24 protein-coding genes are annotated in these 22060 nt (G+C 59.7%); 15 read left to right on the forward strand and 9 right to left on the reverse strand.

The window, feature by feature from the left end; genetic code table 11:
• Positions 1-89: 89 nt before the first annotated feature.
• Genes T18_RS04010 through T18_RS26950 form a run of 4 tightly spaced genes read right to left on the reverse strand, consistent with a single transcriptional unit; the run spans position 90 to position 3581 of the window.
• On the reverse strand, positions 90-1157 hold the full coding sequence (locus T18_RS04010; RefSeq protein WP_003512361.1) for an HlyD family secretion protein: 1068 nt from the start codon (positions 1155-1157) through the stop codon (positions 90-92).
• An 18-nt stretch (positions 1158-1175) separates the two neighbouring features.
• Positions 1176-2876 (reverse strand): MFS transporter, encoded by a 1701-nt coding sequence (locus T18_RS04015; RefSeq protein ID WP_038490530.1) that lies wholly within the window; start codon positions 2874-2876, stop codon positions 1176-1178.
• Positions 2873-3328, reverse strand: coding sequence for a MarR family winged helix-turn-helix transcriptional regulator (locus T18_RS04020; RefSeq protein WP_003512359.1), 456 nt, complete (start codon positions 3326-3328; stop codon positions 2873-2875). The genes T18_RS04015 and T18_RS04020 overlap by 4 nt, the downstream gene beginning before the upstream one ends.
• A 40-nt stretch (positions 3329-3368) precedes the next feature.
• Positions 3369-3581: a hypothetical protein gene (locus T18_RS26950; RefSeq protein ID WP_127966030.1), complete on the reverse strand. Its 213-nt coding sequence runs from the start codon at positions 3579-3581 to the stop codon at positions 3369-3371.
• A gap of 57 nt (positions 3582-3638) precedes the next feature.
• On the opposite strand from T18_RS26950, the gene T18_RS04025 reads away from it, so the two are divergent.
• Positions 3639-5135: a replicative DNA helicase gene (locus tag T18_RS04025; protein WP_003512358.1), complete on the forward strand. Its 1497-nt coding sequence runs from the start codon at positions 3639-3641 to the stop codon at positions 5133-5135.
• Between the two features lie 91 nt (positions 5136-5226).
• Here T18_RS04025 and T18_RS04030 read toward each other — a convergent pair whose 3' ends face one another.
• The 3 genes from T18_RS04030 to T18_RS04040 form a co-directional block, all read right to left on the reverse strand.
• Positions 5227-5529, reverse strand: a complete 303-nt coding sequence (locus T18_RS04030; RefSeq protein ID WP_038490527.1) for an AzlD family protein — start codon at positions 5527-5529, stop codon at positions 5227-5229.
• Entirely contained in the window at positions 5526-6230 is a 705-nt protein-coding gene (locus T18_RS04035; RefSeq protein ID WP_038490524.1) for an AzlC family ABC transporter permease, read from the reverse strand. Before T18_RS04035 ends, T18_RS04030 begins: the two co-directional genes overlap by 4 nt.
• A 92-nt stretch (positions 6231-6322) precedes the next feature.
• Positions 6323-7180, reverse strand: coding sequence for an AraC family transcriptional regulator (locus tag T18_RS04040; protein WP_038490521.1), 858 nt, complete (start codon positions 7178-7180; stop codon positions 6323-6325).
• Between the two features lie 86 nt (positions 7181-7266).
• Between T18_RS04040 and alr the strand changes: the two genes are divergently transcribed.
• From alr to rarD, 14 genes are all read left to right on the forward strand, one after another.
• Positions 7267-8442 carry an alanine racemase gene (gene alr, locus T18_RS04045; protein WP_038490519.1) on the forward strand — a complete coding sequence of 392 codons (1176 nt, stop codon included), beginning with the start codon at positions 7267-7269 and terminating at the stop codon, positions 8440-8442.
• 65 nt (positions 8443-8507) lie between these two features.
• Positions 8508-8762: a type II toxin-antitoxin system ParD family antitoxin gene (locus tag T18_RS04050; RefSeq protein WP_025592949.1), complete on the forward strand. Its 255-nt coding sequence runs from the start codon at positions 8508-8510 to the stop codon at positions 8760-8762.
• Positions 8759-9073, forward strand: coding sequence for a type II toxin-antitoxin system RelE/ParE family toxin (locus tag T18_RS04055; RefSeq protein WP_051489691.1), 315 nt, complete (start codon positions 8759-8761; stop codon positions 9071-9073). The genes T18_RS04050 and T18_RS04055 overlap by 4 nt, the downstream gene beginning before the upstream one ends.
• A gap of 5 nt (positions 9074-9078) precedes the next feature.
• The gene (gene radA / locus T18_RS04060; protein WP_038490516.1) at positions 9079-10479 is read left to right on the forward strand and encodes a DNA repair protein RadA; all 1401 of its coding nucleotides are present in this window, start codon (positions 9079-9081) and stop codon (positions 10477-10479) included.
• A 95-nt stretch (positions 10480-10574) separates the two neighbouring features.
• Complete coding sequence (locus tag T18_RS04065) at positions 10575-11162, forward strand: CvpA family protein (RefSeq protein WP_019565382.1); 588 nt, start codon at positions 10575-10577, stop codon at positions 11160-11162.
• Positions 11163-11300: 138 nt separating this feature from the next.
• On the forward strand, positions 11301-12794 hold the full coding sequence (gene purF, locus T18_RS04070) for an amidophosphoribosyltransferase (protein WP_003512343.1): 1494 nt from the start codon (positions 11301-11303) through the stop codon (positions 12792-12794).
• A gap of 150 nt (positions 12795-12944) precedes the next feature.
• Positions 12945-13685, forward strand: a complete 741-nt coding sequence (locus T18_RS04075) for an SDR family NAD(P)-dependent oxidoreductase (RefSeq protein ID WP_019565381.1) — start codon at positions 12945-12947, stop codon at positions 13683-13685.
• Positions 13686-13909: 224 nt separating this feature from the next.
• On the forward strand, positions 13910-15295 hold the full coding sequence (cysS, locus tag T18_RS04080) for a cysteine--tRNA ligase (RefSeq protein ID WP_013635827.1): 1386 nt from the start codon (positions 13910-13912) through the stop codon (positions 15293-15295).
• 317 nt (positions 15296-15612) lie between these two features.
• Complete coding sequence (locus T18_RS04090; protein WP_038492745.1) at positions 15613-15921, forward strand: endonuclease domain-containing protein; 309 nt, start codon at positions 15613-15615, stop codon at positions 15919-15921.
• Entirely contained in the window at positions 15918-16394 is a 477-nt protein-coding gene (locus T18_RS04095) for a GFA family protein (RefSeq protein WP_038490512.1), read from the forward strand. The genes T18_RS04090 and T18_RS04095 overlap by 4 nt, the downstream gene beginning before the upstream one ends.
• The gene (locus T18_RS04100; RefSeq protein WP_003512324.1) at positions 16391-16855 is read left to right on the forward strand and encodes a GFA family protein; all 465 of its coding nucleotides are present in this window, start codon (positions 16391-16393) and stop codon (positions 16853-16855) included. The genes T18_RS04095 and T18_RS04100 overlap by 4 nt, the downstream gene beginning before the upstream one ends.
• Positions 16852-17331: a GFA family protein gene (locus T18_RS04105; protein ID WP_038490509.1), complete on the forward strand. Its 480-nt coding sequence runs from the start codon at positions 16852-16854 to the stop codon at positions 17329-17331. The genes T18_RS04100 and T18_RS04105 overlap by 4 nt, the downstream gene beginning before the upstream one ends.
• Before the next feature lie 3 nt (positions 17332-17334).
• Positions 17335-18291: a prolyl aminopeptidase gene (pip, locus tag T18_RS04110; protein WP_038490506.1), complete on the forward strand. Its 957-nt coding sequence runs from the start codon at positions 17335-17337 to the stop codon at positions 18289-18291.
• Between the two features lie 215 nt (positions 18292-18506).
• Positions 18507-19415, forward strand: a complete 909-nt coding sequence (gene rarD, locus T18_RS04115; RefSeq protein ID WP_038490503.1) for an EamA family transporter RarD — start codon at positions 18507-18509, stop codon at positions 19413-19415.
• Positions 19416-19472: 57 nt separating this feature from the next.
• On the opposite strand, the gene T18_RS04120 is transcribed toward rarD, so the two are convergent.
• Both T18_RS04120 and T18_RS04125 read right to left on the reverse strand, forming a co-directional pair.
• The gene (locus T18_RS04120; RefSeq protein ID WP_038490500.1) at positions 19473-21233 is read right to left on the reverse strand and encodes a peptidoglycan D,D-transpeptidase FtsI family protein; all 1761 of its coding nucleotides are present in this window, start codon (positions 21231-21233) and stop codon (positions 19473-19475) included.
• 194 nt (positions 21234-21427) lie between these two features.
• On the reverse strand, positions 21428-22048 hold the full coding sequence (locus tag T18_RS04125; RefSeq protein ID WP_075807491.1) for a TIGR00730 family Rossman fold protein: 621 nt from the start codon (positions 22046-22048) through the stop codon (positions 21428-21430).
• Positions 22049-22060: the final 12 nt, after the last annotated feature.

The raw sequence follows: 22060 nt of genomic DNA on the forward strand, positions 1-22060 counted from the left end.
CGAGCGCAAGCCACAACTCGATCTCCACCCTTGTGGGGGAGATGTCCGGCAGGACAGAGGGGGTGCCTCTCGGCAAACTCAGCGCCAGACTACCTCGCCGCCGTCTCCGCCCCCTCCGGCGCCACGCTCTTGTCCACATGCACGACCACCGACATGCCCGGCGACAGATCCGCTGCCAGCGGCTGGTCGGCGTCGATTGCGATGCGCACGCCGAGACGCTGGGCGATCTTCACGAAATTGCCGGTGGCATTGTCGGGCTTGATGACAGCGAATTCCGATCCCGTTGCGGGCGAGAACCGCTCGACGCGGCCGTTGAGCTTGCGGCGATGCAGGGCATCCACCGAGATCGTCACCGGCTGGCCGACCTGCATGCCCGCGAGCTGAGTTTCCTTGAAATTGGCGATGACCCAGACATCATGCGGCACAACCGCCATCAACTGCGTTCCGGCTGTCACATACTGACCGGTGCGCACGCCGATTTCGCCGAGCCTGCCGTCCACCGGCGCGTGAATTTCGGTATTGTCGAGATCGATCCTGGCGAGTTCGACCGCAGCCTCGGCATTGGCGACAGCGGCCTGCAGGGAACTGCGGTTAACGATGATCGTCTGCAAATCCTGCCGCGAGACCTCAAGTGCCGCTTTCGCCTGCGAGAGCGATGCCCTCGCCTTTTCAAGCGCAGCATGCGCCTCTTCCTGCAGGCTGGAGGTGCCGGCACCGCTTTTGATAAGGTTGTCCTGACGGTCTGATGCCAGTTGCGCCTGTTTCAGAGATGCCTGCGCGCTATCGACAGCCGCCTCGCTGGAACGGATATTGGCGTTGGCGGCGTTTTCCTGCTGGCGGGAATTGTCCAGTGCCGCTTTTTGCGTATCCAGCGCGGCTCCCGCCTGCGCCTGCTTCTGGCGGTAGATGCGGTCGTCTATCTTCGCCAGCAATGTGCCCTGTTTGACCTCCTGATAGTCCTTCACCGGCACATCCACGACATAACCGCTCACCTGCGGGCTCATCGTCGTCACGTAACCACGCACGAAGGCGTTGTCGGTCATTTCGACGGTTGAGAGGAATGGCGGCAGGCGCCATGCATAGAGCACCAGCGCGACGCCGGCGAGGCCACCGAGCAGAACGAGAATGGAAACGGGGGTAAAAATCTTCTTCAGCATATTATCACTCTTGGAGGTTCAAGACTGTGGCGCCGGCGCGGCATCGACATTGTCCCGGAAAAAGCGGGGACGGATGCGCAGCCATGCAAGGTGGAGCAAAAGCGCCATGAGCGCCAGCGCCGCAACGGTGGAAATCAACAGGAACGTATCGTTATAGGCGAGCATATAGGCTTCCTTGGTAACCTGCTGGCCAAGGAGGGAAAGCCCCTCGGCCTTCAGCAGCGCCGGATCGGTGATGACGTGGCTGTAGGCGCCGGAAAGCTGCGACACGCGCTGGGCGACCAATGGGTTGGTGAGCAGGATATTCTCCACCAGAATATTGGAATGGAATTTTTCGCGCAGCGTCACGAAACTGCCGAGCAGCCCGGTCATCAACATCGATCCGGTGATCTGGGTGAACAGGAAGATGGTGATGAAATTCACCAGATAGGGCGCTCCGCGCGCAAGTGCGGCAGCGAACCCCTTTGCCATAACGGGCGGCAGGAACATGGCCGCACCGAAGGCGATCATCATCTGGCTCAGATACATCTGCGCTGGCCGCGTCAGATTGTTGGACTGGCTGTCCAGAAAAGCGCCGGCCGCAATCAGGGTAAGCGCAATCACATGAGCGGTATCGACATATTTCGTCAGCATCAGCCAGGCACAGGCCGCACCGCCGAGAACCGTCGCCAAAAGCACCAGAGCATAAAGCGTGATCGTCTGGTCGTTCAAAAGGCCAAGCTGCTGGTAGAAACTCACCGCCGTCGAGGATTGCTCGGAGGAAACTGCACGGTAGATGAGAAGGACCGCTATGACATGCAGGTTGGTTTTCGAAAAAATCCAGCGCAGGTCAAGCAGCGGGTTCTTGCGCGGCAACTCGATGACGACCATCAGCGTGAGAAGCGTGATCGACGTGGCCAGGAGCACGCCCAGCCACCATGTTTCGAACCACCAGTAAAACCGGCCAAGCGTGAGCATGACCGCAAGACAGCCAAGGCCACCCGCGAACAGAAGGTAGCTCAGAATATCCGTGCGCTCGATGACTTTCGCGCGCGGCGGCGGCGTAACTTTCAACAGGTAGATCAAGGCGAGCGAGATCAGCGCGAAGCCCATTTCCATCGTGTAGAGGGCATTCCAGCCGCCGATTTGCAGCAAGGAAGGCGAGACGATGCGCGCGAGCGGTGCAGACAGCAAAGTTCCGGTGAGCGCGATGCTGAAGCCCAGCGAGAATTTCCGCGCCGGCGGAAAAGCCTCCAGAATGTAGAGAAAGCCGAGCGAAGAAAGAGGTGCCGCCGCCATGCCGCTGAGAAAGCGGATGACGATCGCCGAATGCAAATCTGTCACGAACAGGTTGAGGCATGAGGCGACGACGAAGACGATGATCGAAAGTTCGGCAAAGGGCCGCAGGCCATATTGCGTTCGCACCTTGAACAGCGCGATGGAAAACGTGGCATAGGGGGCCATATAGGCGGCGGAAAGCCAGGCGACCTCGGCCACCGTGGCGGAAAATTCGCCCTGCAACTGGTATAGATTGGCCATGACGAGGTTCATGCCCAACCCTTGCGTGATGAAGAACGCCAGGCCCGCGAAGATGAAACACAGCCGCAGCCACACTGGCCGCTCCACCGGTTGAGGCGCGGCGGCCGCAGCAGCAGATTCCGGCACGTTCGCCGGCTTTACCGTAACGTCGGCATTTTCAGAGGCGGTCTCATCTGCCGTTTGCGGCACCACGGTACTCACGATTGCGCCCTCCCGCTTGCCAGATTTTGCAGATTGGCCGAAAGCCTGCGCATGACATCCAGCGCCATCGCCAGATCCTGCGAGGAAACATCGGCGGCGATTTCAGAACGGAGCGATTTTGCCACCGCCTGCACCGTTTCGGAGGTTTTCTCGCCCTCCTCCGTCATGTGGATGCGTTTGGCACGGCGGTCGGTTTCGTCGGAGCGTCGCTCGATGAGGTTCTGTTTCTCCATGCCGTCAAGCACGCGCACCAGCGTCGGCGTTTCGATTTCCATTTCCTCGGCAAGCTCCGTCTGGGTCAGCGGCCCGCGTCGCGACAGCGCGAAAAGCGCACGCGCACGCGCCAAAGTCAGGCCGCTTTCCCCTACCCGCGCGTCAAAAAATGCGCGCAGCTTGCGGGTAAAGGCGGACACCTCGTCCAGAAGCTGTTCCTTGTCGGTTTCGCGGGACATGTCAGCAAGCCTTATAATTAGCACACTACTTATTTTCTGCCTATTTATTTGGAAGCCTGCCGATTTTCAAGTTTCTTTCACGTCGGGTCTGCCATGCGATAAACTCATGGCAGCGAATCACGTTGCCGGGAATTTCCCGCACCTTGTCCCCACCCGCCTGTGGATTGCTGGGGACAACTGAAGATGTGATCCAGCTTCGCAGACAGGACGTCAGGCTGCCATAGAGTGTTGCAACAATATCATTGACTGCCATGGCCAAGGAAGCCAAACCCGAAGTGTAGTGGCAAGGCAAAGGGAGATCGTGCAAACCATGAACGACGCTGTGAGAAAGATCACCCCCGCGCAACCGGCGGAACCGCATTACCGCGAGGCGCCGAACAATATCGAGGCCGAACAGGCGCTGCTGGGCGCCATCCTCGTTAACAACGACGCCTATTACCGCGTGTCGGACTTCTTGAAGCCCGTGCATCTTTACGAACCGCTGCACCGCAAGATTTTCGAAGTGGCGGGCGACATCATCCGCATGGGCAAGACCGCCAATCCGGTGACCATCAAGACCTTCCTGCCCGCAGACGACAAGGTCGGCGACCTAACGGTGGCGCAATATCTGGCGCGTCTGGCGGCAGAAGCCGTTTCGATCATCAATGCGGAAGATTACGGCCGGGCGATTTACGATCTGGCGCTGCGCCGCGCGCTGATCCAGATCGGCGAGGATGTCGTCAACATCGCCTATGATGCACCGCTGGACATGCCGCCGCAGGCGCAGATCGAAGACACCGAGCGCCGCCTGTTCGAACTGGCGGAAACCGGTCGCTACGATGGCGGCTTCCAGTCGTTCAACGACGCCGTGGCGCTGGCGATCGACATGGCGGGCGCCGCCTTCGAGCGTGACGGCAATCTTTCCGGCATTTCCACCGGCATCCATTCGCTCGACGCCCGCATGGGCGGCCTGCAGCGTTCCGACCTTATCGTACTTGCCGGTCGTCCGGGTATGGGCAAGACCTCGCTTGCCACCAACATCGCCTATAACATCGCTGCGACCTACGATCAGGAAGTTCAGCCTGATGGTTCGTTCAAGGCGAAAAACGGCGGCGTCGTCGGCTTCTACTCGCTCGAAATGTCGTCCGAACAGCTGGCAACCCGTATCATTTCAGAGCAGACGGAAGTGTCTTCCTCGAAAATCCGCCGCGGTGACATTACCGAGGCCGATTTCGAGAAGCTCGTCGCCTGCTCCCAGATGATGCAGAAGGTGCCGCTTTACATCGACCAGACCGGTGGTATCTCCATCGCCCAGCTTTCCGCCCGTGCCCGTCGACTGAAGCGCCAGCGTGGTCTTGACGTTCTGGTGGTCGACTATATTCAGCTGATGACTGGCGCCGGCAAGAGCGGTGAGAACCGCGTGCAGGAAATCACCCAGATCACCACGGGCCTTAAGGCGCTCGGCAAGGAACTCAATGTTCCCATCATCGCGCTTTCACAGCTCTCCCGTGCGGTGGAAAGCCGTGAAGACAAGCGCCCGCAGCTTTCCGACCTGCGTGAATCGGGCTCGATCGAGCAGGACGCCGACGTGGTGCTGTTCGTGTTCCGTGAGGAGTATTACGTCAAGAACATGGAGCCGCGCGATATTTCCGATCCGAAATATGCCGAGTGGGAGGCCCTGTTCGACAAGGTGAAAGGCACCGCCGACGTCATCATCGCCAAGCAGCGTCACGGACCCACGGGCACGGTGAAACTCGCGTTCCAGTCCGAATTCACCCGCTTCGCGGATCTGGCCGACCCGAGCTTCAGCCAGTACGAAGAGCATTGATCTGAACCGAGGGCGGAACCGGGTCAGCGTTTCGCCCTGCCTGCTCTAAATCGAAACTGGGGAATCTTTTCAGAACTTTGGCGGGATTGCCTCACAATCCGATTCCGCGCAAAAGCGCCACGGTGACGACGCCGAGCGTTGCGGCTGGGAGCAGGCTGAGGCGAAGTGCCGCGACTGCCGTCACCGCGCAGGCGATTGTTTCCGCCATTCCGCTTGAGAATGCCGTTGGCGTCACCACAGCCATCAAGACGGCAGGCGGAACCACGCCGAGCGCTTTTTTCAGACGCTGCGTCAGGGTGAAATGGTTGACCAGCAGCAGACCCCCAAAACGCGTAGCGACGGTGGCCGCCATCATGGCGAGGATCGCCAGCAGGGTGTTCGTATCAAGCGTCATGCAGGCTGCTCCACCTCGTCCTCGCGGCCGAAGGCTGCGACGGAAAGTCCCGCAAGCGCACCGGCGGCTATGTACCAGGCGCCTGGGACCAGAGCGTGCGTGACAAAGGCGGCGGCAGCGCTTGCCAGCAGCACCAGGCCCGTTTCCCTGCCCTTCCAGAACCCCATCAGCAGCACGATGAACACGGCCGGAAAAGCGAAGTCCAGACCGATGACCGTCATGTCCCCCATCACCGAGCCTAAAAGCGCGCCCGTGAGCGTGGCGATGTTCCAGACGAGGTAGATTGAAAGCGCAGCGCCGGTGAAAAATGCGGCCGTCAGCCTGCCGGCAACTGCCCTGAATTCCGATAGCGCCCAGGATTCGTCCGTCAGCACCAGCATGGCCGCATATTTTCGCCAGCCGGTAAAATCATCGAGCTTGCCAGCGATGGAAGCGCTCATCAGCACATGGCGAAGATTGACCAGCAGCGCGGCAAAACCGAGCGCGCTCCAGCTTGCCGGATGCGTCCACAGATCCAGGGCGACGAATTGCGAGCCACCTGCAAAGACGAGAATGGACATCAGCGAGGCTTCCAGCGGCGACAATCCCTTGCCGACCGCGACTGCGCCGAACACGGCGCCGATCGGCACCATGGCGACCAGCAGGGGTGCGGCAGCTCTCAGGCCTGCGCCAAGCTCTGCACGTTTTTCCAGTACGGACATTGCATTCTCCTTTTCAGAGACATGCGATTACGCCTGCAAGTTTTTCCAGTCTTGAATGAAAGTGACGTTGCGCTTCGGAATGGCCACCAAAATCACGCCGTCCGGAATTGTCCCGGCGTGACGCCGGTGCGCGCCTTGAAATGCCGCGTAAAATGCGCCTGATCGGCAAAACCGCACAGCGCAGCCACCTCGGCCGGCATTTCGCCGGAACGCAGAAGACGGCGCGCGCGCCTTATGCGCACATCCGTCAGATAGGCATGCGGGGTGATGTGGAACTCCTTGCGGAAGGCCCGGATGAGATGCGCGCGGCTGAGACCAGCGATGCACGCCAATTCCTCAAGGCCGATATCGGTCTCGTAATTATCGGAGAGATAGTCGCGGGCGGTATGGACCGCCGTCTTCTCGCGGGTTTCAACGGCCAGGATAATGGCGCTGCCATGCCTGCCGAACAGTGCCGCCAGAACCGAGAACATGCCCTCATCGGCCTCAAGAGCGCCGGACTTGGCCTCCAGCCTGCGATGCGCCATCTGAAAAGCGGCGGCCATCTGCGGATCACGCGGCAGAAACCTTGGAAAGGACGGCATTCCATGGAAAGCCCTGCCCGTCACATCCTCGATAATATCACGCAGCAGCGCTGCGTCGGGATAGATCATCCGATAACGATAACCGCCGCCACCCGGCGCACCATCGTGAATCTCGTCCGGATTGATGAGATAGAGATGCCCCGGCCCGGTCTGTTCCCTGGTGCCCTGAATGGTGGAAATCTGCGAGCCGCTTTCGATCGCGCCGATCGAGAAGGTATCATGCGCGTGCGGCGAATATTCATGTGTCAGGAACGTCGCGCTCAGACATTCCATGCCGCCAAAACGTGGGTCGCGCCAGAAACGCGTCGTTTCCGTCGCTGCAACCGGCATGACGTCTATGGCCTGTTCCTGCGAAACATTGTGCATAGAACGACTTTAAACCAATCGGTCATTACCGTCTTGAACAAAAGTGCTAGGGTCCGAACCGGTTCCAAATCAACCGGACGCATGGCATGACAGACGACTTCGAAGACACATTTCCCGAACAAGAAACCGACGCTTTCGAACATGCGCCGCTGAGGCTGACCGTCGATCTCGGCGCGCTTGCCGACAATTGGCGCGACATGAAAAAGCGGTCTGGCAAGGCGCGGACGGCGGCTGTCGTGAAAGCAGATGCCTACGGGCTCGGTATCGAGGATTGCGGCGCGACGCTCTACCATGCCGGCGCACGCGACTTTTTCGTGGCAACGGTGTCCGAAGGTGCGACCTTGCGATCCTATGCACCGGAAGCGCGCATCTTCGTGCTGTCAGGCATCTGGCAGGGCCAGGAGCGTCAGGTCTTCGACAATGATCTCGTGCCGGTTCTGGCCTCGGAGGAACAGCTCTCCTTCTGGATGGCGACGGTTGCCGAACGCGGCGAACACCCCTGCGCGCTGCATGTGGATACCGGCTTCAACCGGCTTGGCCTGCCGCTGGACGACGCGCTGTTTCTGGCAGACGACGTGACCCGGCCTGCGAGTTTCGATCCGGTTCTGGTGCTCTCCCACCTCGCCTGCGCCGACACGCCGTCTTCGCCCATGAATAAGGTCCAGCTCGAATCATTCCGCAAGGTTAGCGCCGCTTTCGAAGGAATCGAATCAAGCCTTTCCGCCTCTGCCGGAATCTTTCTGGGACCGGATTATCATTTCGATCTCACCCGCCCCGGCATTGCCCTCTACGGCGGCGAGGCAATCAACGATGTGGCAAACCCGATGCGGCCCGTCGCAAAGGCCGAAGCGCGGATCATCCAGATTCGCGAGGCCGGAGAAGGCCAGACAGTCAGCTATGGCGGCACCTATTTGCTGAAACGGGCGAGCCGCCTTGCCATCGCTTCTGTTGGTTATGCGGACGGATACCAGCGGTCGCTTTCCGGTTCCGGCATTCCATTGCGCGAAATGGGCCATGGCGGTGCTTACGGCATAGTCAACGGCCACAAGGCGCCGGTCGCCGGTCGTGTAACCATGGATCTCACCATTTTCGACATCACGGACATACCGGCAAACGCTGTCCGCACCGGCGATTATATCGAGCTTTTCGGCCCGAAAGTGCCGCTCGATGAGGTGGCGCGCGCCGCCGGCACCATCGGTTACGAAATGCTGACGGGGCTTGGTTTGCGCTACGAGCGGCAATATCTGATGGCTGACGACTGAACCACGTCTTTAGCTCTTGGAAAGCGGAAGCGACCTGTGCTAAAAGAGAACAAAAGGAGATCGAAATGCCCGAAATCCATTTGAGCGAACAGGACGAAAAGTTCATCGAAGAGCAGGTGGCTGCGGGTGTCTATAGCGATGCGGACGCCGTTATTCATGCGAGCCTGCAATTACTGAGCAGCGATGAGGGAAGGATCGTTCAGCTTCGGAACATGATTCGCGAGGCTGACGAAGAGTTTGAGCGGGGCGAGTATGTGACGTTTACGACGGCCGATGATCTAACCGCCTACATCATCGAACGAGCCAGAAACGAAAAGTGATAACGGCCCGCACCTACTCTCTGTCATCGCAGGCCATTCGCGATCTCATCAATATTTATAAGTTTCTGGATGATAAAAATCCGATCGCAGGCGAACGGCTCGTGTCATCCATTGAGCGCAAGATCAAAGACACGGCTCGATTGGGCCTCACGGGAGTGTCTCGAGACTGGATCAGCAACGGCCTTCGCGCCGTGCACCACAAAAATCGCTGTATCTATTTTCGCGTTAAAGAGAATGAACTGCGCATATTGCGCGTCGTCCATGGCCACCAGCACATTGATGCTGAAGACGTAATCGAAAAAGAAAACTGACATAGATGGCCAAAGCCAAGACCCAATTCGTGTGCCAGAACTGCGGCACGGTTCATACCCGCTGGGCGGGAAAATGCGAAGGCTGCGGCGAGTGGAATACCATCGTCGAAGAAGATCCGATGGGCGGCATCGGCTCCGGCCCCGGCAAGACGCCGAAAAAGGGCCGGGCGGTCGCGCTCACGGCGCTTTCGGGCGAGATCGAGGAGGCGCCGCGCATTCCGACCGGCATCAGCGAACTGGACCGGGCAACTGGTGGTGGTTTCGTGCGCGGTTCGGCGGTGTTGATCGGCGGCGATCCCGGCATCGGCAAATCGACCCTGCTGATGCAGGCGGCAGCTGCCCTTTCACGGCGCGGACATCGCGTCATCTATGTTTCTGGCGAAGAAGCGGTAGCGCAGGTGCGTCTGCGGGCCCAGCGGCTGGGTGCGGCGGAAACCGACGTGCTGCTGGCGGCAGAAACCAATGTCGAGGATATTCTGGCGACGATTTCCGAGAGCAAACGCCCCGATCTCGTCATCATCGATTCCATCCAGACGCTATGGAGCGACACGGCCGATTCCGCTCCCGGCACGGTAACGCAGGTGCGCACCGGCGTGCAGGCAATGATCCGTTACGCCAAGCAAACGGGCGCGACCATGGTGCTGGTGGGCCATGTGACCAAGGAAGGCCAGATCGCCGGTCCGCGCGTGGTGGAGCACATGGTCGACGCCGTGCTTTATTTCGAAGGCGACCGCGGCCACCATTACCGCATTCTGCGCACCGTCAAGAACCGCTTCGGGCCGACGGACGAGATCGGCGTGTTTGAAATGTCCGATCGCGGATTGCGCGAGGTCTCCAACCCGTCCGAACTGTTCCTTGGCGACCGCAACGAGAAATCTCCCGGTGCCGCGGTCTTTGCCGGCATGGAGGGCACCCGTCCCATTCTGGTCGAGGTGCAGGCGCTGGTCGCGGCCACCTCGCTCGGCACGCCGCGCCGCGCCGTGGTCGGCTGGGACAGTTCGCGGCTCGCCATGATCCTTGCCGTGCTGGAAGCCCATTGCGGCGTGAAGCTCGGTCAGCACGACGTTTATCTGAACGTCGCCGGCGGATACCGCATTTCCGAACCGGCTGCGGATATGGCGATAGCCTCTGCGCTGGTTTCCTCGCTTGCCGGTCTTGCCCTGCCCGCCGATTGCGTCTATTTCGGCGAGATCAGCCTGTCGGGCGCGGTACGGCCCGTCTCGCATACGGGCCAGCGTTTGAAAGAAGCTGAAAAACTCGGTTTCTCCGCCGCACTTCTGCCGTCTGCTTCGGCTGAATTGCCGAAAGCGGGCAAGGGGCGCTGGACGGAAATAGAAAGCCTGCCGGACCTCGTGGCGCGCATCGCCGGTTCCGGCAACCGGTTCAAACAGGTTGAGGACGACTAAGATTGATCCTTTCGCCAAGGGAAACAGTGGTGTAAGAGGATCGCACAATTGGCAAGGCAGCGCCTGACAGGGCGTCGCACCTCCGGAGTTGGTATATGCCCATTACAATTTTCGACGGCATCGTCATCGCCGTTGTTCTTTTCTCCGCCATTCTCGCGATGGTGCGCGGTTTTTCCCGCGAGATTCTGTCCATCGCGAGCTGGGCCGGTTCGGTCGCCGCCGCCTATTATCTTTTCCCGATCCTGCTGCCCTATGCACGCAACTATACCGATGACGACAAGATCGCCATCGCCGGTTCGGCAGGCGTCGTCTTTCTCATCTCCCTCGTCGTCATTTCCTTCATCACCTCGCGCATTGCCGATTTCATCATCGACAGCCGCATTGGTGCGCTGGATCGCACGCTGGGTTTCCTGTTCGGCGCAGCGCGCGGCATTCTCTTGCTGGTCGTCGCGGTTGCCTTCTGGAACTGGCTGGTGGATGTGAAGACGCAGCCGCAATGGGTAACCCAGGCCAAGTCCAAGCCTTTCCTCGACGGGCTGGTGGGCAAGCTGGAAGCGGTTCTGCCTGACGATATCGAGCCGCAGATCCGCGCCCGTATCCTCGGAAAACCGCAGGAACCGGCAGCCGTGCAGACGCCTGCGGAAGATGTACCGGCGACAAATCCGCCGGCAACGAATAATTGACACAGTGTCGCGCCTTGCAATGCATGCAAGGCGCGCGATTTGTGCTAAATATCAAGCACGACACAGACTGGCCGACCGGGAGACAAGCTCACCGGAGAGGTCTTTCGTTTTTCTCGGTAGAGAGCAAGGGCAAGCCGGATGATTGAGCCGCTTTCGCATTCCACTTTCAATGAAGAGATCGACGGCGACACGCTGCACGAAGAGTGCGGCGTGTTCGGCATTCTCGGCCACGCCGATGCCTCCGCCCTGACTGCACTCGGCCTGCATGCACTTCAGCATCGCGGCCAGGAGGCAGCAGGCATCGTCTCCTTCGATGGCAAGCGCTTCCATCAGGAACGCCATATGGGCCTCGTCGGCGATCATTATACCGATCCGGCAACCCTTGCCCGCCTGCCCGGCTCCATCGCGATTGGCCATACCCGCTACTCCACAACAGGCGAAGTGGCGATGCGCAACGTGCAGCCGCTGTTTGCCGAGCTGGAAGAAGGCGGCATTTCGATTGCACATAACGGCAATTTCACCAATGGCCTGACGCTTCGCCGACAGATCATCGCCACCGGCGCCATCTGTCAGTCGACATCGGATACCGAAGTCGTGCTGCACCTCATCGCCCGTTCGCGTCACAGCTCCACTGCCGACCGTTTCATCGACGCCATCCGCCAGATGGAAGGCGGCTATTCGATGCTGGCGATGACCCGCACCAAGCTGATCGCAGCCCGCGACCCGATCGGCATCCGCCCGCTCGTCATGGGTGAGCTGGACGGCAAGCCGATCTTCTGCTCGGAGACCTGCGCTCTCGATATCATCGGCGCGAAATTCGTGCGTGACGTCGAAAACGGCGAAGTCATCATCTGTGAAATTCAGCCTGATGGTTCGATCACCATCGATGCGCGCAAGCCTTCGAAGCCGCAGCCGGAGCGTCTCTGCCTGTTCGAATATGTCTATTTCGCCCGCCCCGATTCCGTCGTCGGCGGCCGCAACGTCTATACGACGCGTAAAAACATGGGCATGAACCTTGCCAAGGAAGCGCCGCTGGAAGCTGACGTTGTCGTTCCGGTTCCCGATGGCGGCACGCCGGCAGCGCTCGGTTTTGCGCAGGAAAGCGGTATTCCGTTCGAATATGGAATCATCCGCAACCACTATGTCGGCCGTACCTTCATCGAGCCGACGCAGCAGATTCGCGCTTTTGGCGTCAAGCTCAAGCATTCCGCCAACCGGGCGATGATTGAAGGCAAGCGCGTGGTGCTGGTGGATGATTCGATCGTGCGCGGCACGACTTCATTGAAGATCGTGCAGATGATCCGCGAAGCGGGCGCGAAAGAAGTGCATATCCGCGTTGCCAGCCCGATGATTTTCCATCCGGATTTCTACGGCATCGACACGCCTGATGCCGACAAGCTGCTCGCCAACCAATATGCCGATGTGGACGCCATGGCGAAATTCATTGGCGCCGATTCGCTTGCCTTCCTGTCGATCGACGGTCTTTACCGCGCCGTCGGTGGCGAGAACCGCAACAATGCGCGTCCGCAATTCACGGACCATTATTTTACCGGCGACTACCCTACCCGCCTTCTCGACCAGAACGGCGAGGCGATGGGCAGCAAGATTTCCGTGCTGGCCAGCAACGGCTGATAATCTTGGAATAACAAGCGGCCACCGGCTTCCGGTGGCCGCTTTTTTGTGGCGGGCGATTGAAACCGTGCCCGCTGCGGCGTTTTGATCGCTTGCGGTTGGCGTCAGAGGCTTCATAAAACAAGCGGAATGAATTTCGGAGGGGGCAAAATGACCATCAATCTCAAGGGCAGGATCGCGCTCGTCACCGGCGCGTCGCGCGGTATCGGCTATTTCACGGCGCTGGAACTTGCCAAGGCCGGTGCGCATGTCATTGCCTGCGCCCGCACGGTCGGCGGCCTTGAGGATCTGGACGACGCCATCAAGGCCGTCGGCGGCACCGCGACGCTGGTTCCCTTCGATCTCGCCGACATGAACGCCATCGATGCGCTGGGCGCCAATATCTTCGAGCGCTGGGGCAAGCTCGATATTCTGGTCGCGAATGCCGGTGTTCTCGGCGTCATCTCGCCGGTCGGCCATATCGAGGCGAAAGTCTTCGAAAGGGTCATGACCATAAATGTCACCGCTACATGGCGGCTGATCCGCTCTGTCGAACCGTTGCTCCTGAGATCGGATGCGGGGCGCGCGTTGATCCTGTCTTCGGGTGCTGCCCATAGCTGTCGTCCCTTCTGGGGCGTCTATTCCACCTCCAAGGCCGCCGTTGAGGCACTTGCCCGGACCTGGGCTGCGGAAACCGATAAAACAGCGCTGCGCATCAACAGCATCAATCCCGGCGCGACACGCACCGCCATGCGCGCCCAGGCCATGCCCGGTGAAGACCCCGCAGACGTGCCGCACCCTTCTGAAGTTGCCGCCGCCATTGTTCAACTCGCCTCGCCTGAGCTTACCGAAACCGGCAAGCTCTTCGTCGTGCGTGAAGGCAAATTCCTGGATTACCGCCAGCCGGAATAGGCTTTTGGTCAAGGCGATCTCTTAAGGTGCTTCTGGCGCCTGCGAGAAACGCTTGACCGCGAAACACCGGCACGCCATAAGGCAAGGCATGAAAACAACGATCTGCACCTGCTGCTGAATAATTTTTGCTGGTTCACCACCGGCCAGATCGTTTTCGTCTCCCCGCAAGGTCCAACAGACAAACGGTCCGGCCAGGACAATTGACTGCCTTTAGGGAACGCCGCATGTCCTTGCGCCTGAAACTCCACAACACCCTGACACGCGAAAAGACGGAATTTGCGCCGATCGACGCCGACAATGTGCGCATGTATGTCTGCGGACCAACGGTTTACGATTTCGCCCATATCGGCAATGCGCGCCCGGTCATCGTTTTCGATGTTCTTTACCGGCTGCTGCGCCACGTCTATGGCGAAAGCCATGTGACCTACGCCCGCAACATCACCGATCTCGACGACAAGATCAACGCAAGGGCGCTGCGCGACTATCCGCATCTGCCGCTGAACGACGCCATCCACGCGGTGACGAAAAAGACCGCCGACCAGTTCCATGAGGATGTGGCAGCACTCGGCTGCCTGCAGCCGACCGTTGAACCGCGCGCCACCGACTACATCGCCGAGATGATCGACATCATCGAGAAGCTGATCGCGCGCGGCCATGCCTATGCGGCGGGCGGCGAAGTGCTGTTCGACACGCGCTCGATGGCCGATTACGGCCAGTTGTCCAAACGCCCGCTGGACGAACAGCAGGCCGGCGCGCGCGTGGCGGTGGAAGCACACAAGAAGACCCCCGGCGATTTCGTGCTGTGGAAACTTTCCTCTGATAATGAGCCCGGCTGGGAAAGCCCTTGGGGCCGCGGCCGTCCGGGCTGGCACATCGAATGCTCGGCCATGGCCGGTCGCTACCTCGGCGAAGTGTTCGACATTCACGGCGGCGGGCTCGATCTCATTTTCCCGCATCACGAGAACGAAATCGCGCAATCCCGCTGCGCCCACGGCACGCAGGTGATGGCCAATGTGTGGATGCATAACGGCTTCGTGCAGGTGGAAGGCCGCAAGATGTCGAAGTCCGAGGGCAACTTCGTGACCATCTATGAATTGCTGCACACCGAAAAATTTGGCGGCCGCCAATGGCCGGGCGAGGTTCTTCGCCTTGCCATGCTGATGACGCATTACCGCGAGCCAATCGATTTTTCGGTGAAGCGTCTCGAAGAGGCCGAACGTCTTCTCGCCAAGTGGCCGGCGGCCGAAGCCTCCGACGCGGCACCGGACGAAACCGTGCTTGATGCGCTTGCCGACGACCTGAACACGGTTGCCGCCGTGCAGGCGCTTCACGCGCTGGCACATGCCGCCAACACCGATCCTGCCCGCCTGCCCGCCTTTGCGGCCAGCGCCGCCCTGCTCGGCGTATTGCCGAAGAAAGCGGAAGTGGACGAGGCTATCGTTTCGGCAGTCGATGCCCTAGTGCAACTGCGTCTGGAAATGCTGAAGGCGAAGAACTTTGCAGAGGCGGATCGTTTGCGCGACGAGCTTTCTGAAAAGGGCATTCAGTTGAAGGATGGCAAGGATAAGGAAACCGGGGAACGGACGACGACCTGGGAGTTGAAGCGGTAATTTGCTGCTGCGGCTTGGGACTTACCTCCCTCTGCCCTGCCGGGCATCTCCCCCTCAAGGGGGAGATCAGATGCCGCGCGCTAGTGCGATAAGTCCCCGCGCATTCCATAGGTAGGGTGCTAGCCGCTTGTCGATCTCCCCCCTTGAGGGGGAGATGCCCGGCAGGGCAGAGGGTGGTGATGCCCCACGACAGGCCCTTGATTTCGTCCACACCATGCTACAATCTCGCGGCAACCGATCAAGTCGCGAGCATCCCGATGCCCCATGCCAAGGTCAGCCCCCGACATCGGAAACATGCTCGGCAGATGCGCAAGGTCATGACAGGCGCCGAACTCAAGTTCTGGAACGCCGTCCGTGCCCATCGTCTTGCAGGTCTGTCTTTCAGACGCCAGCTGCCTGTCGCAGGATACATCGTTGATTTCACCTGCCCGTCGCATAAGATCATTGTCGAGTTAGACAGGTTTCAGCATGCGGAAGATGCTGCGGCAGACTATGATCGGCAACGAACGGAGACGCTGGAGCAGTGTGGCTGGCGGGTTCTGCGTTTCTGGAACGAAGATGTTGTGAAAGACATCGACAATGTCTGTCTCCACATTATCCGGACGGTAAAGGAGAGCCAACCATGACCACCTACACCGGCGGATGCCAGTGCGGCGCGATCCGGTTCCGCGCGACCGGCGATCTCAAGTACAGTTCCATCTGTCATTGCCGCATGTGCCAGAAGGCTTTTGGGGCCTATTACGCGCCGCTGGTTTCCGTGCGCGGCGTCAATTTCGAATGGACGCGGGGGGAGCCGAAACGTTTTCAGTCCTCCAGCGTCGTCAAGCGCGGCTTCTGCCCCGAATGCGGCACGCCGCTGACCTATGAGGCGCCGGATGGCATGGCGGTTGCGGCCGGTGCTTTCGACGATCCCGCCGCCTTGCCGCCCACCATTCAGTGGGGCGTGGAACGCAAAATCGATTTCGTCGACAGCATCCACACGCTACCCGCCGTCCCAACGGAAGACGATCTGACCTCGGTCGACTATCTGACCAACCTCGTTTCCTACCAGCACCCCGACCATGACACCGAGAGCTGGCCCCCGGAGAATAAACGATGAGCGAAACAGGCTTTTCCGGCGGCTGCCAGTGCGGCGCCGTGCGGTTTCATGCGGGCAAGATCGGTCGCCCCTCCATTTGCCATTGTCGCATGTGCCAGAAGCATTTCGGCAATTTCTTCGGTGCACTCGTCACCGCCGATCAGGCGCATCTGACATGGACGCGCGGCCAGCCTTCCCTCTTCCGTTCATCTGCGAAAATCCATCGCGGCTTCTGCAACAAATGCGGCACGCCGCTGACCTATCATTATCCTGGCGGCGTAGAGATCGCGATCGGCGCTTTCGATCATCCGGAGCGGATCGAACCGCAGGTGCAGGTCAATATCCACAAGCGCATGCCCTGGATCGAGCAGCTGTTTTCAAAACCTGCAATCGAGCAGAGCGTCGATGAGGCTGATATCACCTCCTTCCAACACCCGGACCACGACACCAAGGTCTGGCCGCCGGAAGATGACCGCGCATGAACGGTTCAGAAAGCCTCAGCGGCGGATGCCAGTGTGGCGCCGTGCGTTACCGGATCGATGGCGGGTTGCGCTATCCGCATCTGTGTCATTGCCGCATGTGCCAGAAGGCATCGGGCAACTATTTCATGCCGCTTGCAGCAAGTACCCGCGCGAAGTTTGGAATGACCCGTGGCGAGGCTTCGTGGTTCCAGTCGTCCGATCACGTGCGGCGCGGTTTTTGCGAACGGTGCGGCACGCCGCTTTTCTATGACATGCCGGACGCCGATTTCATCAACATCACGCTTGGTTCGCTGGACGAGCCGGAGCTGATAAAGCCCGAGGCGCAATCAAATCTCGACAGCAAAATGCATTGGTTCGGTGACCTTGACGGCTTGCCGGTCGAGCCGGAAGCTGCGCCGGATGAAAACCGGCTACCGGTCAACAACCGGCAACACCCGGATCGTGACACGGCCGAATGGCCACCCGAAGGAAAGTAAGACATGACCGAAGAATTGCGCAGCTTTTACCCCGAGATCGAACCCTTCGAGAGCGGCATGCTCGATGTCGGCGATGGGCACACGATCTATTGGGAGCGGGTTGGTACACGCGGTGCGAAACCGGCGGTTTTCCTGCATGGCGGTCCGGGCGGCGGGGTAAATCCCACGCATCGCCGCGTTTTCGATCCGGCACTTTACGACGTCATCCTGTTCGATCAGCGCGGCTGCGGTCGCTCCACGCCGCATGCGGAACTGGAAGCCAACACCACCTGGCATCTGGTTGCCGACATTGAAAGGCTCCGTGCGCTGTGCGGCTTTGAAAAATGGCTGGTTTTCGGCGGCTCCTGGGGCTCGACGCTGGCACTCGCCTATGCCGAGACTCATCCCGAACGCGTGAGCGAACTGGTGCTGCGCGGCATCTACACGGTCACCAGGCCGGAACTGGACTGGTATTACCAGTTCGGCGTTTCTGAAATGTATCCCGATCGCTGGGAAAACTTCATAGCGCCAATTCCTGAAGCCGAGCGCGGCGAGATGATGCAGGCCTATAATCGCTATCTCACCGGTACGGACGAAGCCAAGAAGCTCGAATGCGCGCGAGCATGGAGCCAGTGGGAAGGCGCAACCATCGCCCTTGTTACCGATCCGGCGCGCGTCGAGGATTTCGGCGAGGATAAATACGCCATCGCCTTCGCACGCATCGAGAACCACTTCTTCGTCAATGGCGGCTGGCTGGAGGAAGGGCAATTGCTGCGCGATGCCGGCAAGCTTCGCGATATTCCGGGCGTCATCGTGCACGGGCGTTACGATATGCCCTGCCCGCTGAAATATGCCTGGCAGCTTGCCAAGGCCTGGCCGAAGGCTGATTTCCATATTGTCGAGGCAGCCGGGCATGCCCTGAGCGAACCCGGCATTCTTGACCAGCTGATCCGCGCAACCGATCTTTTCGGGGGGAAATAGGCAGGCCTTTCAGATGCTTGAAGCGGCCTGATGAGATAACGATTCACGCAGATTTTTGTGCGTGGATCATCCGTTTGGTCGCAAAGTCGCCTGTTTCAAGAGCAAATCGCCTTTTATTCATGCAGTTTTTCTCATGAACGCTTCACGGAAATGAATTGGCCCGCGCTACGCCGATCCGTTATGAAGGGCCATCCCTAATAATTGGCGGTACTCCCATGGCACTCGATAAAACGCTTCCGGCCCAAGAGGGCGGCGATAGCGCACGCGGTTTTGCTTTCGCGCTCTCCGCATATCTGCTGTGGGGATTCCTTCCCATCTACATGAAGGCGGTTGCGCATATTTCGCCGATAGAGGTCATCGTGCACCGCGTCATCTGGTCGGTGCCGATCGGCGCCGCCGTCCTTATCGTTCTCGGTCGCACGGCGGAAATCCGCACTGCGCTGAAAACCCCTAAAATGCTCGCCATGGCAAGCCTCACGGCCGCGCTCATCAGCATCAACTGGGGCATATATATCTGGGCGATCGGCGCGGGCCGCGCACTCGATGCCGCGCTCGGCTATTTTATCAATCCGCTGTTCAGCATCTTCCTCGGCGCGGTACTGCTCAAGGAAAAGCTTTATCCGGCGCAGATCGCCGCCATCGGCCTCGTGGGGCTGGCCGTTGCGATCCTCACCTGGCATGCGGGCAGCCTGCCATGGGTTTCCATTGCGCTCACCGTGTCCTGGGGTTTTTACGCCTTCTTCCGCAAGACGCTGCCAATCGGCGCCACACAGGGCTTCCTGCTTGAAGTCATGCTTCTTTCCGTTCCGGCCGTGCTGGTGCTAGCCTGGCTTGCCATTAGCGGACAGGCGCATTTCATGGCCGGCAATGCGACCGACACCTGGCTGCTTGCGGCCAGCGGCATCGTCACCGCCGTTCCGCTTATTCTTTACGGCAATGGTGCAAAGCTTCTGCGGCTGTCGACCATCGGCATCATGCAATATATCGCGCCGACGATGATCTTCCTCATCGCCATCTTCATCTTCAAGGAACCGTTCGACATGGTGCGGATGGCGGCCTTTGCAATGATCTGGGTGGCGCTGGCGATCTATACCGCATCTAGCCTGATGCGGCTGAAGCGATAACCTTCCGCGTCATGCCACCTCTCCACATTCCCGTATCTGTAACGGGAATGCGGGTCTTTAATAATCGACCAGCAATTGCGGTGTCGCGTCATAGCCGAAGCGCGGCTTGACGCCGAGAAGTCCAGCCGTCTGGGTGATGATTTCGCGGGTCATGGGTGCGGCCGTCGAGGCAGCCGTGCGTCCTCCGTTCACGCCGGTCCTGGGGGCGTCGATCATCGTCAGCACGACATATTTTGGCTTGTGCATCGGAAAACCGGCAACGAAGGCGTTGAAATTGATATCCTTGGCATAACGGCCATTGATGACCTTGTCGGCGGTTCCGGTCTTGCCGCCAACGTGAAATCCTTCCACCTGCGCACCCCTGCCCGACCCTTTGATGCCGTTCCAGTTGAAAAGGTAACGCATATCGGCGCTCGTCTTTCCGTTGATGACGGTGCGAGAAAGCACTGCCGCATCCTCTCGGGAACGCGGCAGGAAGGTCGGCGAAATAAGGCTGCCGCCATTGATGAGCGCAGCTGCTGCCACCGCCGTCTGCAAAGGCGTAGTGGCAACGCCATGGCCGAAGGAAATGGTGACGGAATTGATCTTCTTCCATGTTCTCGGCTGGGTGGGCGTGGCAACGCCAGGCATTTCCGTGTCCATTCTGGAGAGAAGTCCCAGTTTCGTCAGGAACTGCTGGTGGCCTTCGACCCCGACCTTGTCGGCAACAGCCGCCGTGCCGATATTCGATGAATATTGAAACACTTCCGGGATCGACAGCGGGCGGTTCCGGCCCTTGAAATCCTTGATGGTAAAGCCGCCCATGCGGATGGGTCGCGACGCGTCAACCACCGAGTTGAGCGTTATGGCACCTGCATCCAGTCCCATGGCAAGTGTGAAGCTCTTGAAGGTGGATCCCATCTCGAAGGTCGCATTGCTCATGCGGTTGAACCAGCCCTTTTCATACTCCCTGTCGATGCTGCCATCGGCAAGGGTGCGGGAAGGCTCGTTCGGGTCGTAATCCGGCACCGATGCCATGGCCAGCACCTCGCCCGTCTCCACATCCAGTATCACTGAACCGGCAGCCTCCGCCTGATAGGCGGTTTTCGCCTTGAGCACGACCTCACGAACGATGTTCTGCACCCGCAGATCGATCGACAACCTCACCGGCTCCAGCGGTGCACCGCTGGCAAGGCCGGTCGCGCGCAAGTCGGCCAGGCCCTGCTGGTCGAGATAACGTTCCATACCCGCAAGGCCCTGATTGTCGACATTGACGTGGCCGATGATATGGGAGGCTGCGGGGCCACCCGGATAAAAGCGCCGTTTCTCCGGCCGGAAACCGATGCCGGGGATGCCGAGGTTGAGAATATCGGCCTGCTGGCGCGGCGTCAGCTGGCGCCGCAGCCATTGAAAGCCGGTGTCCGAGCGCAATCTGCGGTGCGTCTCGCGCCAGTCGAGATTGGGGATGACGGTTGCGAGCTTCTCGACAACCTCATCCGCGTCCACGACCCGGCGCGGATCCGCATAAAGCGACACCATGTTGAGATCGGTCGCGAGCAGCGTGCCGTTGCGGTCGAGGATATCGGGACGGGAGGCGACTGCTGTAGCGCCGGTATTGATCCATGCGGTCGCAATGGGTTCGGCAAGGCCGTATTGGACAAGCCGTGCTGCAACGACGCCATAGATAACGGCAAAGACGGCGATCAATATTCCGAGCCGCTTTTTCGCGTCCACCCGGCGGCGGGCAGCGGAACCGAGGATAGCATCCCTGCCCTGAAACGGACTTCTCTGAATAATAAAATGCGTCCGGCTTTTCAGCCGCACCAAAAAAGCAATCATTCCCCAATGAGCCCCGCTATCATGGCGGCGAAAATCAAATTCCGCGCTCAGCCTACGCCTTGTAGACGCTGGCACAGGATCGGGCGCGGAGCCATGAAAACAGCGGGCGGGGCGATGCCGCAGTCAAATCTCTATTAATATACACTTAAAATTGTAACGAACCGCGTGGCGGCCCGTTAACATTTATTCGATGCCTAGAGACGGGAAATTACCGAAGGGTCGCCGTCCGGATTCTGCTGCGCAAGCGCCCGGTCGATGATGGCGGGCACGATGTCCTTGACCTCATCAATGACCAGCGGGTTCAGAAGATGGGCGCGATGGATGAAACCCTGATCGCGCATATGCTGCACAAGTTCCAGCATCGGGTTCCAGAAGCCGTTGATATTGGCGAAGACAATCGGCTTGGCGTGACGGCCGAGCTGCGCCCAGGTCATGATTTCGACGATCTCTTCCAGCGTGCCGACGCCCCCCGGCAGCGTTACGAAAGCATCCGAGCGCTCGAACATCATATGTTTGCGCTCATGCATGTCCTTGGTGACGATAGGCTCGTTCAATTGTCCGAGAGAATGGCGTGTAGCCTCCATATCGACCAGAAATTCCGGTATGATACCCGTTACTTCGCCGCCGTTGGAAAGAACGCCGCTGGCGACCGCGCCCATGATGCCCTTGGTGCCACCGCCATAGACCAGGCGAATGCCGTTTTCGGCAATGGATTTCCCAAGCGCGCGGCCTGCTTCCATGTGAGCCGGGTCACGTCCGGGCTGGGAGCCGCAATAAACGCAGATGGATCGAATCGCTGTATTTTTGTCCGTCATGATGGGAAGGAA

The organism is Rhizobium sp. TBD182, from assembly GCF_001950375.1.
Taxonomy (GTDB): domain Bacteria; phylum Pseudomonadota; class Alphaproteobacteria; order Rhizobiales; family Rhizobiaceae; genus Agrobacterium; species Agrobacterium tumefaciens.